14 protein-coding genes, 1 tRNA gene and 1 pseudogene are annotated in these 13773 nt (G+C 55.1%); 8 read left to right on the top strand and 8 right to left on the bottom strand.

Going from position 1 to position 13773, the window contains the following annotated elements:
* Window positions 1-51: 51 nt before the first annotated feature.
* From IB246_RS09935 to IB246_RS09955, 5 genes are all read left to right on the top strand, one after another.
* Window positions 52-747, top strand: coding sequence for an ABC transporter permease (locus IB246_RS09935; protein WP_008024973.1), 696 nt, complete (start codon window positions 52-54; stop codon window positions 745-747).
* Window positions 744-1433, top strand: a complete 690-nt coding sequence (locus tag IB246_RS09940; protein ID WP_008041034.1) for an ABC transporter permease — start codon at window positions 744-746, stop codon at window positions 1431-1433. Before IB246_RS09935 ends, IB246_RS09940 begins: the two co-directional genes overlap by 4 nt.
* Window positions 1414-2643, top strand: a complete 1230-nt coding sequence (locus IB246_RS09945; RefSeq protein WP_008041035.1) for a methyltransferase — start codon at window positions 1414-1416, stop codon at window positions 2641-2643. Before IB246_RS09940 ends, IB246_RS09945 begins: the two co-directional genes overlap by 20 nt.
* A gap of 299 nt (window positions 2644-2942) precedes the next feature.
* Window positions 2943-4184: a nucleoside deaminase gene (locus IB246_RS09950; protein ID WP_008041036.1), complete on the top strand. Its 1242-nt coding sequence runs from the start codon at window positions 2943-2945 to the stop codon at window positions 4182-4184.
* 119 nt (window positions 4185-4303) lie between these two features.
* Window positions 4304-4379, top strand: a tRNA-Thr gene (locus IB246_RS09955).
* A gap of 91 nt (window positions 4380-4470) precedes the next feature.
* Here the strand turns inward: IB246_RS09955 and IB246_RS09960 are convergent.
* Window positions 4471-4648, bottom strand: a pseudogene (locus IB246_RS09960) (SDR family oxidoreductase); the annotation flags it as partial.
* A 343-nt stretch (window positions 4649-4991) separates the two neighbouring features.
* Here IB246_RS09960 and IB246_RS09965 point away from each other — a divergent pair.
* Window positions 4992-5714 (top strand): hypothetical protein, encoded by a 723-nt coding sequence (locus IB246_RS09965; RefSeq protein ID WP_157222784.1) that lies wholly within the window; start codon window positions 4992-4994, stop codon window positions 5712-5714.
* A 333-nt stretch (window positions 5715-6047) separates the two neighbouring features.
* Here IB246_RS09965 and IB246_RS09970 read toward each other — a convergent pair whose 3' ends face one another.
* Window positions 6048-7637 carry a DUF6119 family protein gene (locus IB246_RS09970; protein ID WP_008041039.1) on the bottom strand — a complete coding sequence of 530 codons (1590 nt, stop codon included), beginning with the start codon at window positions 7635-7637 and terminating at the stop codon, window positions 6048-6050.
* 1052 nt (window positions 7638-8689) lie between these two features.
* On the opposite strand from IB246_RS09970, the gene IB246_RS09975 reads away from it, so the two are divergent.
* Entirely contained in the window at window positions 8690-9052 is a 363-nt protein-coding gene (locus IB246_RS09975) for a DUF6124 family protein (protein ID WP_008041040.1), read from the top strand.
* Between the two features lie 109 nt (window positions 9053-9161).
* Here the strand turns inward: IB246_RS09975 and IB246_RS09980 are convergent, their stop codons facing one another.
* The 3 genes from IB246_RS09980 to IB246_RS09990 are packed head-to-tail and all read right to left on the bottom strand — an operon-like array spanning window position 9162 to window position 10789.
* On the bottom strand, window positions 9162-9872 hold the full coding sequence (locus IB246_RS09980; RefSeq protein ID WP_008024998.1) for an SDR family NAD(P)-dependent oxidoreductase: 711 nt from the start codon (window positions 9870-9872) through the stop codon (window positions 9162-9164).
* Between the two features lie 42 nt (window positions 9873-9914).
* Entirely contained in the window at window positions 9915-10571 is a 657-nt protein-coding gene (locus IB246_RS09985; protein WP_008041041.1) for a DsbA family oxidoreductase, read from the bottom strand.
* A complete protein-coding gene (locus IB246_RS09990; RefSeq protein WP_008041042.1) occupies window positions 10568-10789 on the bottom strand; it encodes a tautomerase family protein in 222 nt (73 codons plus the stop codon). The genes IB246_RS09985 and IB246_RS09990 overlap by 4 nt, the downstream gene beginning before the upstream one ends.
* 226 nt (window positions 10790-11015) lie before the next feature.
* On the opposite strand from IB246_RS09990, the gene IB246_RS09995 reads away from it, so the two are divergent.
* On the top strand, window positions 11016-11339 hold the full coding sequence (locus IB246_RS09995) for a helix-turn-helix domain-containing protein (protein ID WP_008041043.1): 324 nt from the start codon (window positions 11016-11018) through the stop codon (window positions 11337-11339).
* On the opposite strand, the gene IB246_RS10000 is transcribed toward IB246_RS09995, so the two are convergent.
* The 3 genes from IB246_RS10000 to pdxA all read right to left on the bottom strand — a co-directional run bounded on the left by IB246_RS10000 (window position 11336) and on the right by pdxA (window position 13773).
* Window positions 11336-11683, bottom strand: coding sequence for a type II toxin-antitoxin system RelE/ParE family toxin (locus IB246_RS10000; protein ID WP_008041045.1), 348 nt, complete (start codon window positions 11681-11683; stop codon window positions 11336-11338). The two genes, IB246_RS09995 and IB246_RS10000, sit on opposite strands and share 4 nt — an antisense overlap.
* Before the next feature lie 259 nt (window positions 11684-11942).
* The gene (locus tag IB246_RS10005; RefSeq protein ID WP_192226787.1) at window positions 11943-12716 is read right to left on the bottom strand and encodes a DeoR/GlpR family DNA-binding transcription regulator; all 774 of its coding nucleotides are present in this window, start codon (window positions 12714-12716) and stop codon (window positions 11943-11945) included.
* Window positions 12717-12771: 55 nt separating this feature from the next.
* Window positions 12772-13773, bottom strand: a complete 1002-nt coding sequence (gene pdxA, locus IB246_RS10010; RefSeq protein WP_032832525.1) for a 4-hydroxythreonine-4-phosphate dehydrogenase PdxA — start codon at window positions 13771-13773, stop codon at window positions 12772-12774.

Below are 13773 nucleotides of genomic sequence, written 5' to 3' on the forward strand. Positions count from 1 at the left end.
TCTGACGGCGCCGGTCCCCGGCCTTGCCTGCCGCGATTTGAAAAGAAATCCATGATTATCGACCTCTACGGATTCGGCCCGGCGCTCGCCGCTGGCGCGCTGATGACTGTGAAACTGGCACTCTCGGCCCTGTGTCTCGGGCTGGTGCTCGGTTTGCTCGGCGCCTTGGCCAAGACTTCCCCGTACAAGCCGTTGCAATGGCTTGGCGGCACTTATTCGACACTGGTTCGCGGCATCCCGGAACTGCTCTGGGTGCTGCTGATCTACTTCGGCACGGTCAACCTGATGCGTGCCCTGGGCGAGTTTTTCGGCAACCCCGACCTTGAACTCAATGCCTTTGCGGCCGGCGTGATTGCGCTGGGCCTGTGCTTTGGCGCCTACGCCACGGAAGTGTTTCGCGGTGCCATTCTGGCGATTCCCAAAGGCCACCGTGAAGCCGGTGTGGCACTGGGCCTTTCGAAATTTCGTATTTTCACCAAGCTGATCATGCCGCAGATGTGGCGCATCGCCCTGCCCGGCCTGGGCAACCTGTTCATGATCCTGATGAAAGACACCGCGCTGGTGTCGGTGATCGGCCTGGAAGAAATCATGCGTCACGCGCAAATCGGCGTGACCGTGTCCAAACAGCCGTTCACCTTCTATATGGTGGCCGCGTTCATGTACCTGGGCCTGACGATTCTGGCCATGACAGGCATGCACTTCATGGAAAAACGCGCCGCTCGCGGCTTCGCGAGGAGCACCCAATGAACTGGGAAGTCATCATCAAGTGGTTGCCGAAACTGGCTCAGGGCGCAACGCTGACCCTGGAACTGGTGGCCATCGCCGTGATTGCCGGCCTGTTGCTGGCGATTCCTCTGGGCATCGCGCGTTCGTCGCGCCTGTGGTGGGTGCGGGCATTTCCCTACGGCTACATCTTCTTTTTCCGTGGCACGCCGTTGCTGGTTCAGCTGTTCCTGGTCTACTACGGCCTCGCGCAGTTCGATGCGATCCGTAACAGCTCGATGTGGCCGTACCTGCGCGATCCGTTCTGGTGCGCCACGGCGACCATGACCTTGCACACCGCAGCCTACATCGCCGAGATCCTGCGCGGTGCGATCCAGGCGATTCCACCGGGCGAGATCGAAGCGGCGCGGGCGCTGGGCATGTCCCGGGCCAAGGCGCTGTTCTACATCATCCTGCCCCGTGCCGCCCGCATCGGTCTGCCGGCGTACAGTAACGAAGTGATCCTGATGCTCAAGGCCAGCGCGCTGGCCAGTACCGTGACCCTGCTGGAACTGACCGGCATGGCTCGCACCATCATTGCCCGGACGTATTTGCCGGTGGAGATCTTCTTCGCCGCAGGCATGTTCTACCTGCTGATGGCTTACGTGCTGGTTCGCGGTTTCAAGCTGCTGGAGCGCTGGTTGCGCGTCGATGCCTGCCAAGGGCGTTGATTCCCACGTGTTGACGGGCGAGGCCCTGCTCGCCCGCTTCATGGCGCTGGATGCTTTTCTGATCGAGCATCAGGCGCTGTGGAAGCCTCGACCGTTTACTCATCTGCAACTTCCTTGGGAAGCGTCCTACCCGGAGCTGGCTGAATGGCTACGCGGGCGGTCGCTGGAAGACGCGGAAAACAGTCATAACCAACCTTGTCTTCTGGATGCGCCGGAGCCGTTCGCTTCGCTGGCGGCGCTATCCCTTGAGCTAGGTTCAGTGGGTGAGCTGCCGGCACACACGCTGGAGACCGCAGGGCATCGGTTGAATGTCGATGTGCCGGGGCGCAAGTGGCAGCAGATCGAGGCGTTTGCCAGTCGGTTGTCGTTTGCTGCGCCACCGATGCATTGGCTGGATTGGTGTTCGGGTAAAGGCCACTTGGGTCGACGCCTGCTGCAAACCGGTCAGCAGCTCACGTGCCTGGAACATGATCCTGCACTGGTGCTAGGCGGTCAGGCGCTCAGTCAGCGCCATCAACTGCATGCGCTGCATGTCGAGCAGGATGTGCTGGCACCCGGCGCCGCCTCTTTGCTGAACGCCGATCACACACCGGTCGCACTGCATGCCTGTGGCGATCTGCATGTGCGATTGATCCAGCTCGCCAGCGCCGCCGGGTGCAAACAAATGGCCATTGCGCCGTGTTGCTATAACAGGATCAGTCTTCCTACATACCAGCCAGTTTCCGCTGTCGGTTTGCGCTCCGACCTACAGCTGTCACTCGACGATCTCTCACTCCCGATGAGCGAAACCGTCACCGCCGGTGCCCGCGTCCGACGTCAGCGCGACACGTCCATGGCCCGACGCCTGGCTTTCGACCTGCTGCAACGGCAACTGCGCGGTGTTGATGAGTACCTGCCCACGCCTTCCCTGCCGAGCGCCTGGCTGGACAGATCTTTCGCCGACTACTGCCACCATCTGGCCGCATACAAAGAGTTATCCACAGTCGGCCCGCAAGACTGGTCAGCGCTAGAAGCCGCCGGCTGGCAGCGACTGGCCGAGGTACGCAATCTGGAGCTGCTGCGCGGACTTTTCCGACGTCCGCTGGAGCTTTGGCTGAACCTTGATCGAGCACTTTTCCTCTCTGAGCAGGGTTACACCGTTCGCCTCGGTACCTTTTGTGAAACCCCACTCACGCCGCGCAACTTCCTGTTGCTGGCGGAGCGCGCCTAAAACAGCCACAGCCTGTGGATAACTCTGTTGATGAAATATCGTGGATCCAATGTTTACGCCTGTTTCAGGGCTGAAACCAAACTGTTCAATTTTCGTACACCCGAATAAAAAACCGGAAAAACAGGCATTTGCGAGAAAATGAGACTGGATCCACATTTTCGATCTTAACCGCGTGCATCGCCTTCCCCGTTGTGCATAAGCATTAATTCAAAAGAACATAAACGCCCCGGGAATCCTCAACTATCTTTGCCAAGCGTCAGAATTCTCTGACGTCAGGGACAGCAAGGAGCTGGGAAAACATGAGCACATTGAACAGTGCACAGGAAGCCGTCGATACCGTCGCCAACGAAGCCATTGTCGCTGCGCTGCAGCAAACCTTCGCGGTAGGCGGCGCCATCATCAACAACGCAACGGGCGAGGTCATCGCCGCGCTGCACAACAACGTGCTGATGCCTTTCCCTGGCGGCGGCACGACTTACTTTCTACCCCACGACCCGACCGCCCACGGCGAACGGCAACTGGTGGACTGGTACTACGAAAACGTCGCGCCACTGAACCTGCCACCGCCCAATCAACTGACCGTCGTCACCACGCTCGACCCGTGCGCCATGTGCGCCGGTTCGCTGCTGACCGCAGGATTCAACGTCGCCGTCAGTGCGATCGATGACTACGCGGGTATCAACTACAACAGCCAGTTCACCTTTCCATCGCTGCCGCCGCAGATCCGCCAACAGGCGCAGGACACCTGGGGCTATTACGCGATTGCAGCGCCAGTCAGCCGCGCCTATCAGGGTTCGAACAGCCCGGTGTTCGGCGGCCAGACCATCGACTCGGCGGCGTACTTCCTGTGCAGCTCGATCTTCTCCGCCAGCGTCAACACCGTGCGCGACGCCAGCAACAACAGCGGCCTGCCGCCGGATCAACTGCAAAACCCCGCCACCCTGCCGGCCAACAGCAAAGTGCGCCAGGCACTGACAGCGCTCAGCCCATTCGCACTGACCGTGCAATCGGCGAACCCACGGGATCCCGGTGCGGAACTCGCGCCTCCCCTGCTGAAAACCGCGCAGCAAAGCACGGTGTTCAACTCAGTGGCGCTGATCGACCCGTTCGGCAACCTGCTGGTGTGCCTGGGAGGTGTCGAGAACCAGTCGCCGATTCGTACAGCGTTCATGGAAACGACCCGCAGCTATGCCGTCATGCGCTGGACCCTGATGAACGACCCCGATCCGGTGGTTCGCGAACAGGCAGCGCAATACTTGACCCATCCGAAGTACGGCACCTTCGTCTTCCTCTACGCCCCCGATCCAACAACGCCCCAGGCCGTGATGACCTTCGGCGCGTACGGTTCGACCATGGAAGGCCCTGTGCCGCAGAGCTATCCGTCCAACCTGCAATATGTGCTGTTGCCGGGCAACACCACCGCGCAAGCGTTGTCGACACTGGCCCAGAACCTGCCGCCGTTCTATACACAAAGCGTGCAAGTGGCGCCTGCGCAGGTGCTGAGTCAGGACCTGATCAACGCAGTTAAAAACGGCGTGTGATGCTTCACTGACCAGCCCCGCAGATGCGTCTGTGGGGCCGGTCTGACGGCTGCGTAAAAATAGTCTGAATTCAGGGGTTTACAGAACCAACCCAATCGCTATAATCGTCGCCCTAACACGCCGGTATAGCTCAGTTGGTAGAGCAACTGACTTGTAATCAGTAGGTCCCGGGTTCGACTCCTGGTGCCGGCACCATACAAAACGAAGCCCTCGTAGAAATACGAGGGCTTTGTTGTTTCTGGGGTTCAGAGAAACCGGTTTTTCGTGACCCGTGCTCTGCCTCGCGGAGGATCTCGCCAGTAACGTTATTGGCGCTGTCCAGATACACAACCGCCTGCGCAATTTCGCCGATCTCGCCCATTTGCTGAACTGGGTGCAAATTCTTGAGCGCCTCATGTGTTTCTTTCGTTGTGCATCGGGGATTTTGTGACGCCGGGACTGACCTCGTTCATACGGCAGCCGCGCGCGAAAAAATAAATCCGTCCTTAGGCTTAATGCTTTCGAAAGTAACGGTGGAGCCTTGGCCAAGCTACAGTAGGCGCTATTCAGCACGTCGACTGCCATGACGAAGTTGGCGAATCGGCTCCGCTCTATCAAGCACTAAACCTTCAGGCTTAAACCAGCCGAAACTGGGAGAAATGCATGGGCATTCAGAGCACGAAGCCGGGAACAACCTAGCCGCCAATTTCGTAGCAGCGGGCGACGACAGCGTATTCAACGGCGCGATTATTTGCCATGACATCCCCCAGACGGTATCTATTTGGGGTACAAGCAATCGATTTTGACGCTTCAATTAAGGGGAAAGGCGTGGACGTATCCAAGCTGGATAATGCAAACCTACGTGAAAAAGTTGGCCAAATTTACGAGAATGATCACCCACTATGGGGGCCACTGTGCTTGATTCTGAATGCAAGTGGCTTTGGTTTTCTTGACCGCTACCTATCTAAAAAAGCAATGGACTTCGAGCTACGACAAATCCACCTACTCATCTCCGAGCTTAAAAAATACTCGCTAAGCCCCACACCCTCAGATTCACCAGATCTCATCCCTGCATTTCGGATCTCTCTTAACGCAATTCATGAGTCACTAAGTGAAGAGAAAGTCCGCGTTTTCGCATCAATTCTAGCCAATCTCTGGAACCAAAAAACAAGCAACTGGGACGCTACATCTCAAACCTTGCGTTTAGTACGTGATCTAGAAGATGTTCATTTTTTGGTGCTTTCAGAAGCAAACAAGCTTCACAATGCAAAGACCGGTAAAGGTATGTTTTCTGTGGGTAAGAAACCATCGCTCGCAACAAGTGCAATTGAAGAGCTACTACCGAGTAATCTAGACCCAATGCTGATTGACTCTTGTGTGTCAGATCTTATTGCCAAAGGGCTTCTCAACGACTCGTTCATCAGCAACAACTCACTTGAGACCGATATTGAATTCTCCCCCACGAAAGCACCTGTGACTTACTCAATATCTGACCTTGGTATTTGGCTCATCAAACAGATAACCCCCGCGTCTTCTGCAATCGCAAGCTAAGCAAAACCGCCCCATCAAGCCCCCAAGCCGGGGCTTTTTCATGTCTGCGGTGTAGACACCCCCCGCTACACCGCCCGCCGCTCGCGGCTCTTGCGCGCGCGTCACCCTCAACGCTCACTGATCTGGTATTGCCTCCCTAGGAGCGTCCTAATGTCCACTGACTACCATCACGGCGTCCCGACAGGCCTGGTCCGTAGCACATGCAGAGCTGAAGAAAAAAACGACCCATTTAGCCCGCCGGTGTGGAATAGCCAGGAATAGGGGTCAGACCATGTTTTCAATTAAATAACGGTATTCGTGGTCTGACCCCGTCTTTTTCCACTAACTGCATATTTAGATCACGTGTTTGGATATGTATATCTTTGGCTTCAATCCGAATCCTTTGACAAGCTTGTGCCATGACTCCACGGCCAGAAGGAACTGAATGGAGTTGTAATCTGTAATCTTTCTTATGTCCCCCTCAAACACAAACCACAAGGAAGCTGTTTTGATGGACTTATCGAATTTTATTGTTTTTCTTTTGATCAACTCTACGGAGTCCTTGGATTGCTCAATATTGTAGATGAGCTCAGAGTTTGTCTCAGAAATTTTCACGGAAATAATCTCACCTGACTTGAATATGTCAGCAATCTCGACCCGGTACTGATTTTTCTTTTTCTTTAGCGACTGAATTAGAGTCAGCTGTCGATCAAGCAATACAAATCCACGCTCATTACATATTTTTTGGTTAAAATATGCTTCTCGGTAAGTAAGCTTGTCATCGACCGGCTCATTGGCGGCAATTTTTCGCTCTTTCTCGGTTTTCCAATTCTGAAAATCCGCTTCTACTAAATCCTCTTCAATAACTACATCAATACTTTCCAAAGAACGCTTTAGATAATCCATAAAAGTCTGATTGAAAACAAACCACTCTCCACTTTTCAGAAAGTAATCTGCACCATCGAAGGATATCGGGAAATCCAGCAGCTCTCTAAGTGGCTTGGTAAAAGCCCCAGAATCCTCATTCTTAAACTGAACGGAGATCTCATTAATATTTGTAATCCCTGCATGATCTCGAATGAACTCCGAGACATTAACAATATCAAGCGTATTCCCTAAATCCTTGCGATAAATGTCATCTGCAGTTCTTGCTGAAATTCGATAATCGTAGTCATGAAAATTAAAGCATATTGCAACTCCGTGCACTTGGAATTCTTGAATGGCAACGTCTCCCTCCCCTCGCTTCAAGCTCTCAAACGCAACAGCATCCAGTTCAGCGCCCAACTCCTCTGTCACAGCCTCTAATTTAGGCAAGTGGATAATTTTGTCGTCCTGGTAACTTCTTTCGATTTGCTCGAAGATTTCTGACAACTCGAGTGGTGCCTTATCCATATCCATTTGGATGGAGTCTGCAAATATAATATTACGTTTCCCCCAGACATCTTTGTCTGCTGCTTTTAGCTTGAGATGATCAACTGATTCGCCCGGCTCGTAGCTATCAATCTGAAATTGTTGGTACGACGAAACATCCTGTCTTTTAGTACCCGTAAAATAGCGGCTTTTCTTCAGGAGGATTGAGTTTTCGTCCGCCATGCGGATAGCCAAGTCAATGCCAAAATCAAGCTGAATAAACTTAGACAGATAAAAATGCGACTTCCCCAAACTGACCGCATAGATCGTTTCAGGCTGGGCTGTATGTTGACAAAGCAACATCCCAAAATTGAAAATATTTTTAGGCGCTGGCAAACCATCTTTAAAGAAGGTTCGATACGTATCCCACCACCAAACGTCATTCCCCGGATTAACTTCAGAATAGTAAAATGTTTTCGAGTAAGCTTGTGCAACATGAGTTTTCTGCTCAGCCAGACCTACCGCCCGGAGCTTTTCTTTGAGTTGTTCCAGCTTATGGGGTTTTACTTTGTAAATATTATAAGTATTAGCCATGCCCGCCTCCGTTGGAGTACCTTCCCTAGCGAGCACCAAAGGTGCCATTTCTGAATTTCCAACGCAATATGTGCGGGAGGTATAAGTTGGCCAATTCTCTTGTTTTCTCCGTATAGTTGCGTTTACTTGCGATACAGCTCCAGCCGTATACAATCAACCACTTGCAAAATGCTACCGGTTAAGATGCAAATTCGCTTGCCATTTTGGAGGGGGCGCCTTGGGTTAGTTTTAGAGGTAGAAAGCAGAGCGATTATCTGAAATTTCATTAAAAATCATAAATTTATAATCCAATACAACTCCTAGGGCCGCACCATACAAAACAAAGCCCTCGCGAAAATGCGAGGGCTTTGTTGTTTCTGAAGTTTCCACATTTCGCCCACGTCTCGCCCTCTCTGAAACCCACGCCTCCTCGCCCTGCTCCTGTCGAACCTCGCTCACTTTACAAAACCGTCAAATGCTCTGAATTCTGGACCAAAGGTTCAAACTTGGATCGTTATGCGAAATTATGAACTGGTAATAATTTTGGCGTCCTCATAAAAGGCGTAGTTGCATGAGCCGAGTTCCTCAGCGACCTGAGGGGAGTCAGAGAACGGTGGCCCGAGCACGCCATAATGGCTGTACGGGTGGAAAATCGTCGGAAAGATCCTCGACGTACGGTAGAAACACTCCCTTGGAGGTCTTGTATGCCGGATTTATGGCTCGCTGGCGATACCTGTTTAAAAGCGTTACGCGTCACTTCCTGAAAGCTACAAAACCTTGCGGCATTGCCTACGGTTACCTCAGACTCCGCCGGCTTGTGCGGGTATTGCCCGGGCTCTATCGTTGACCTGCCACTGCTCATCAGTGGTCGGGTTTAGCAGCTCGCGGTTTATCGCTTGCAAGTGCATCCATCCCACAGGTGTTTTCCATGCCTACGGTTTGATGGTGGCTGTACGTAGGGCGCCTTCGGGCGCGCCGGCTTTGCGATATTCCCCGGTCTGCTAACCTGCGTGCAGCTGCCACCCTTTGCGTTTAGCAGCGGAAGGGGTTGGCAACCGATAGGGAATAATCGCATGCGTAAAGTGACCCCTGATCCCCCGGATGCAGATAACACATCTCCGAACGAAAGCCCCAGTACACAAAAGCCCGACGAAGCGACCAACCGCGACGACGATGATCGCCACAGCTCCTTCGCGGACATCAAAGCCACCCCACGCACGCCTTGCACGATGTACACCGTCAACCCGGAAGTCGACGTTCAAACCCTGCTGGGTTGTGTAAGCGAGTCACTGGCATCCGCCAGTGTTATCACCATGGATGTGGCAGACAGAGAGACGGGCACTAGTCGCAACTCCCTACTGGGTATTCACCAAATCATCATGCTGGCGGAGATCTCGGTGAACCGGGCACTAGACCAACTCGACCCGATTGATTAGAACGCGGCACATAAAAAACAACAAACAGGAGTCGGATTTATTTTCGACTCTGCAAAACAAAGCCCTCATACGAGGGCTTTGTTGTTTCCGCAGTTTGGAAAAGCCGGTCTTAGTGACCCGCGCTCTGCCCACCATCCACGTGCAGGATTTCACCCGTAACAAAGTTGGCGCTATCCAGATAAACAACCGCCTGAGCAATGTCGCTGATCTCGCCCATGTGCCCGACCGGGTGCAGAGCGCCTAGCGCTGCGTGGGTTTCTTCACCGTGCATCGGCGTCTTGATGATGCCTGGGGAGACCGCGTTGACCCGAATCCCGCGCTTGGCGTATTCGATGGCCAGGGATTTGGTCGCCGCGTTCAAGCCACCTTTGGTCAGCGAAGCCAGTACCGATGGCACGCCGTCGATAGCGTGGTCGACCAGGCTGGTGGTGATGTTGACGACGTGGCCGCTGCCTTGTTTTTCCATCTCGGTGATCGCGAGTTGGGTGATGTAGAAGAAGCCGTTCAGGTTCACCGACAGCACATTGGCGTAGTCTTCAGCGGTGTACTGGGTGAACGGTTTGGCGACGAAGATACCGGCGTTGTTGACCAGGGTGTCGACGCGGCCGAAACGTGCGATGGCTTCGCGGATCACTTGTTGAGCGACTTCCGGGTTGCCGATGTCGCCGGCCACGGTGAGGATGTCCGGATCGGTGGATGGCTTGATCGAACGGGAAGTGGCGACAACTTTGTAATCCAGATCACGGAACGCTTTAACCATGCCGGCGCCGAGACCTTGGGAAGCGCCAGTAATAACGATGACTTTTTTCGAATTGCTCATGATGAACCTCTACTAATAAATGATGGTTTGAAAAGTAATGAATCAGGCTTCGGCGGGTTCCTTCGCCATTTGTCTCAACATTTGCTCGTAGTACTCGACCGACTGCGAACCGGACACCAGGTGCCGACCGTTGAGGATCATGGCCGGTACCGAATTGATGCCGTGCTGCTGGTAAAAAGTTTCCAGCTCACGCACTTCTTTGGCGAACGCTCCGGACGCCAACACCTCTTGCGCCGCCGCTGCATCCAGCCCCGCTTCGGCTGCCAGTCGAACCAGCGTCTCGCGATCACTCGGGTTCTGGCCGTCGGTGAAGTAACCGCGTAGCAGGATCTTCTTCAGCGCAACCTGCCGCCCTTCCTGTAACGCCCACAACAGCAGACGGTGAGCATCGAAGGTGTTGTAGAAGTGAGTGCGCTTCTCCAGGTCAAACTTGAAACCGAGTGCTTCACCACGAGCGATTTGCATCGCTTTGCCGGAGGCGACGTCTTCAGCGGTGCGCCCGTATTTGCGCATCAAGTGCTCGACGGCTTTCTCGCCTTCAGGCGGCATGTTCGGGTTCAACTCGAACGGCTTGTAGGTCAACTCCACCGAGACTTCACCCGCCACGTTCTCAATCGCCTGCTCTAACGCCGTCGCGCCCAGTGCACACCAAGGGCACACCACGTCGGAGACGAAATCGATGGAGACCGACGCAGTCACGACTTGCCCTCCTTCTCAGCCAGTTGCCTGCGGTACTGGGTGGTAGTGATCCCGGCGTAGCCCCAGTTATCGGTGTCGACTTCTTCGATCACGATGTGGGTCAGGTGCGGGTCCTTCTTGAGGACGCGTTCCAGTGTTTCAGTGATTTCAGCGATCACCTGAGCTTTCTGCTCAGAGGTAACGCCATCGCGGGTAATGCGTACGCTTACAAAAGGCATGAGGAAGATCTCCAGTGACCTGCTCATCGGGATGATGGGTAGGTGTTGGAGCTCAATGTAGGAGGTTGGGGGGTGGGGATAAAGGTGGGGGCGGGAACATCATTAGTTACGTGGTGTAATTGGTTGTGCTACGCAGTCGGGAAAAATGCTTGGATCAAAAATCGTCAATCGGCTAATCTCTTTTTATCGAAAATTTTAGATAACGCTTAAGAAGAGGTGACGCTTCATGGCAATTCAATTCTTCGACAGCCCATTCCACGTCACGCATGACGAGGAGGTCGCCAGCAAAATGGCCTTGAAAATGGAGTTGTCGATATTCATCACTGACTGCATCAAAAAACTGGGCCTCAAACAGAGCGAGGCCGCAGCCAGGCTCGGCGTTACCCAATCACGCATTTCAGAACTGGCCACTGGCAAGATCGAGAAATTCACCATCGATGCAATGATGGACATGCTGGATAAACTGGGCTTGCGCACCACGTTTACATTGCCGTCCAACGAGCCCGGAGCCTTGCCACAAATCGTCATTTCACAAGCTCACGCTGGCTAGACGTTGAACCCCATTTTCCGAAGCTCTCTTTTCAGCTCTTTCAACCGATCTTGCGCGACGGCCATTGCGTGACGATCTGTTCTGTTCGTGGTTTTCACGAACGAATGAAGGACGAAAATGGTGTCTGCATACTTTGCAATGTAAATGCAGCGGTATGCAGGGCTACCGTTGATGATCAACTCAATGGCGCCCGCTCCAACCGAACTGAGCTGCTTGATTGCCAGTTCTGGATCTGCGCTGTATTGCACGCGCATCAGGTCTTTCCCGAACTCATCCTGTACCCAGCTCGGCAAGTCTTTGTACTCACGAGTTGCAGCTTCATTTACAAAAGCAAATCTCTTCAAAAGTGGATTCCTACCTGGAACAGGCGCTGCTTTCCGAACGTCTCAGTAGACGATTGATGGGCGCTGTTTAGTAGTTATCGCTGGCTGTTTCCGCAGTAGGACTCAGCCTCTTTTGAAGTAGTCCGCCTTGTTACGTGGCGCAATTTTTCACTTTTTGCGACACGTCTTGGGAATCGCTTTTTGTAGGAGCCGGCTTGCCGGCGATGGCGATTTTGAAGACGCCATCGCCGGCAAGCCGGCTCCTACACGTTCGGGGGGTTTAATCGACGATTACGGTTTCGACGGTGATTTGCTTGAGGGCGTGAAACGGTGCGAGAGCAGCTTCATCGGCGGTAGCACCGGTAATCAACCGCCACTCCCGCTCAATCGGCGTCCAGTGCTGTTGCCGCGCACGGCCGAGTTTGTCGGTGTCGGCGAGTACCACAATCTGCGCCGCCCGTTTGATGATGCATTCCTTGAGATAGGCCTGCTGCGCGCTCGCCTCACACAATCCAAACTCCGCGACCACGCCGTCCGCGCCGAGGAAGGCTTTGTCGACGCTCAGCCGACTTAACGTCAACTCCGCCAACGGCCCCAATGTGCTCATGCTCGAACCGCGCAAGTCACCGCCGATCAGGGTCAGGCGAATACCCGGCGCATTGGCCAGGGTCATCACCGCCAGCAGGTTGTTGGTGACCACGTGCACGTCTTGTCGCGAGCACAGGTGATGGGCCAGCGCGGCGCAGGTGGTGCCGCCGTCGAGCAGGACGGTGTCGCCGTCCTGGACATGCGCCGCCGCCGCTTGGGCGATGGCGTCTTTCTGTTCCCACTGGCTGGTTTTGCGCTCTTCGAGCGAAGCTTCCGGTTCATGCACGCCGACCACGGCGGTGGCGCCGCCGTAGGTGCGCACCAGGTGCCTTTGTTTGGCGAGCATGGTCAGGTCGCGTCGCACCGTGGCTTCCGAAACCCCGAGGGCCGCGCTCAATTGCTCGACGTTGGCATCGCCGATGCGTACGAGATCGAGGATGGCGCGGTGGCGTTCGGAGGCTTTCATGGCGGGTCTCGCACGGTGGACGGTGGTCGATCTTACACGACAGCGCCCCTGCGGCTCATCCCCGTCGCGTGGCCAGTTCCGCGCCCTGGCGCAGCGCTTCGAGCAGGCTGCGCTCATCGGCGATGCCTTTGCCGGCGATGTCGAACGCGGTGCCGTGGTCGACCGAGGTGCGGATCACGTCGAGGCCGACGGTGACGTTCACGCCCGCTTCCAGGCCGAGCACCTTGACCGGGCCGTGACCCTGGTCGTGATACATCGCGACCACCAGATCGAAGTCGCCGCGTCCGGCGCGGAAGAACAGGGTGTCGGCCGGCAGCGGGCCGGTGACATCGAGGCCGCGTTCCTGCAACAGCTTCACCGCAGGGATGATTTTTTCTTCCTCTTCGCCATAACCGAACAGGCCGTTTTCACCGGCATGCGGGTTGATCCCGCACACGCCAATGCGCGGGCGGGCGATGCCGGCCTTGATCAGCGTCGCGTTGCCGCGCTCGATGGTGCGCTGGACCAGGCCCGGTTCGATCTTGCGGATCGCGTCGATGATGCCGATGTGGGTCGTGACGTGAATCACCCGCAGCTGCGGCGCCACCAGCATCATGGAAACTTCATCGACGTTGGTCAGATGCGCGAGCATTTCGGTGTGGCCAGGGTATTTGTGGCCGCCAGCGTGCAGCGCTTCCTTGTTCAGCGGCGCGGTGCAGATCGCGTCAATCTGATTGGCCTGCGCCAGCTCCACGGCACGGGCGATGTATTGGTAAGCGGCGTCACCGGCGATGGGCGAGAGTTCGCCGAACGGCAGGTCGTCGGGGATCAGGTCGAGGTCGATGCAGTCGATCACGCCAGTCTCGTAGCGTGCCTCGGACGCGTCCTTGATGCGGCGCACTTTGGCGCTGCCGCCGACGATCACATTGGCTTGTTCGAGACGGCGCGCATCACCAATCACCAGCGGTCGGCACTGTTGATAGACGATATCGTGAGTCAGGCTCTTGATGACGATTTCCGGACCGACACCCGAGGCGTCGCCCATGGTGATACCGATGATAGGGAGGTAATTGCTCAT

This window comes from Pseudomonas sp. PDM01 (assembly GCF_014852325.1).
Classification (GTDB): domain Bacteria; phylum Pseudomonadota; class Gammaproteobacteria; order Pseudomonadales; family Pseudomonadaceae; genus Aquipseudomonas; species Aquipseudomonas migulae.

What these genes read in the sequence shown, in the direction of transcription:
- IB246_RS09935 (WP_008024973.1), top strand. Translation starts at nt 52, where the DNA reads ATGATTATCGACCTCTACGGATTCGGCCCGGCGCTCGCCGCTGGCGCG.
- IB246_RS09940 (WP_008041034.1), top strand. Translation starts at nt 744, where the DNA reads ATGAACTGGGAAGTCATCATCAAGTGGTTGCCGAAACTGGCTCAGGGC.
- IB246_RS09945 (WP_008041035.1), top strand. Translation starts at nt 1,414, where the DNA reads ATGCCTGCCAAGGGCGTTGATTCCCACGTGTTGACGGGCGAGGCCCTG.
- IB246_RS09950 (WP_008041036.1), top strand. Translation starts at nt 2,943, where the DNA reads ATGAGCACATTGAACAGTGCACAGGAAGCCGTCGATACCGTCGCCAAC.
- IB246_RS09970 (WP_008041039.1), bottom strand. Translation starts at nt 7,637, where the DNA reads ATGGCTAATACTTATAATATTTACAAAGTAAAACCCCATAAGCTGGAA.
- IB246_RS09975 (WP_008041040.1), top strand. Translation starts at nt 8,690, where the DNA reads ATGCGTAAAGTGACCCCTGATCCCCCGGATGCAGATAACACATCTCCG.
- IB246_RS09980 (WP_008024998.1), bottom strand. Translation starts at nt 9,872, where the DNA reads ATGAGCAATTCGAAAAAAGTCATCGTTATTACTGGCGCTTCCCAAGGT.
- IB246_RS09990 (WP_008041042.1), bottom strand. Translation starts at nt 10,789, where the DNA reads ATGCCTTTTGTAAGCGTACGCATTACCCGCGATGGCGTTACCTCTGAG.
- IB246_RS09995 (WP_008041043.1), top strand. Translation starts at nt 11,016, where the DNA reads ATGGCAATTCAATTCTTCGACAGCCCATTCCACGTCACGCATGACGAG.
- IB246_RS10005 (WP_192226787.1), bottom strand. Translation starts at nt 12,716, where the DNA reads ATGAAAGCCTCCGAACGCCACCGCGCCATCCTCGATCTCGTACGCATC.
- pdxA (WP_032832525.1), bottom strand. Translation starts at nt 13,773, where the DNA reads ATGAGCAATTACCTCCCTATCATCGGTATCACCATGGGCGACGCCTCG.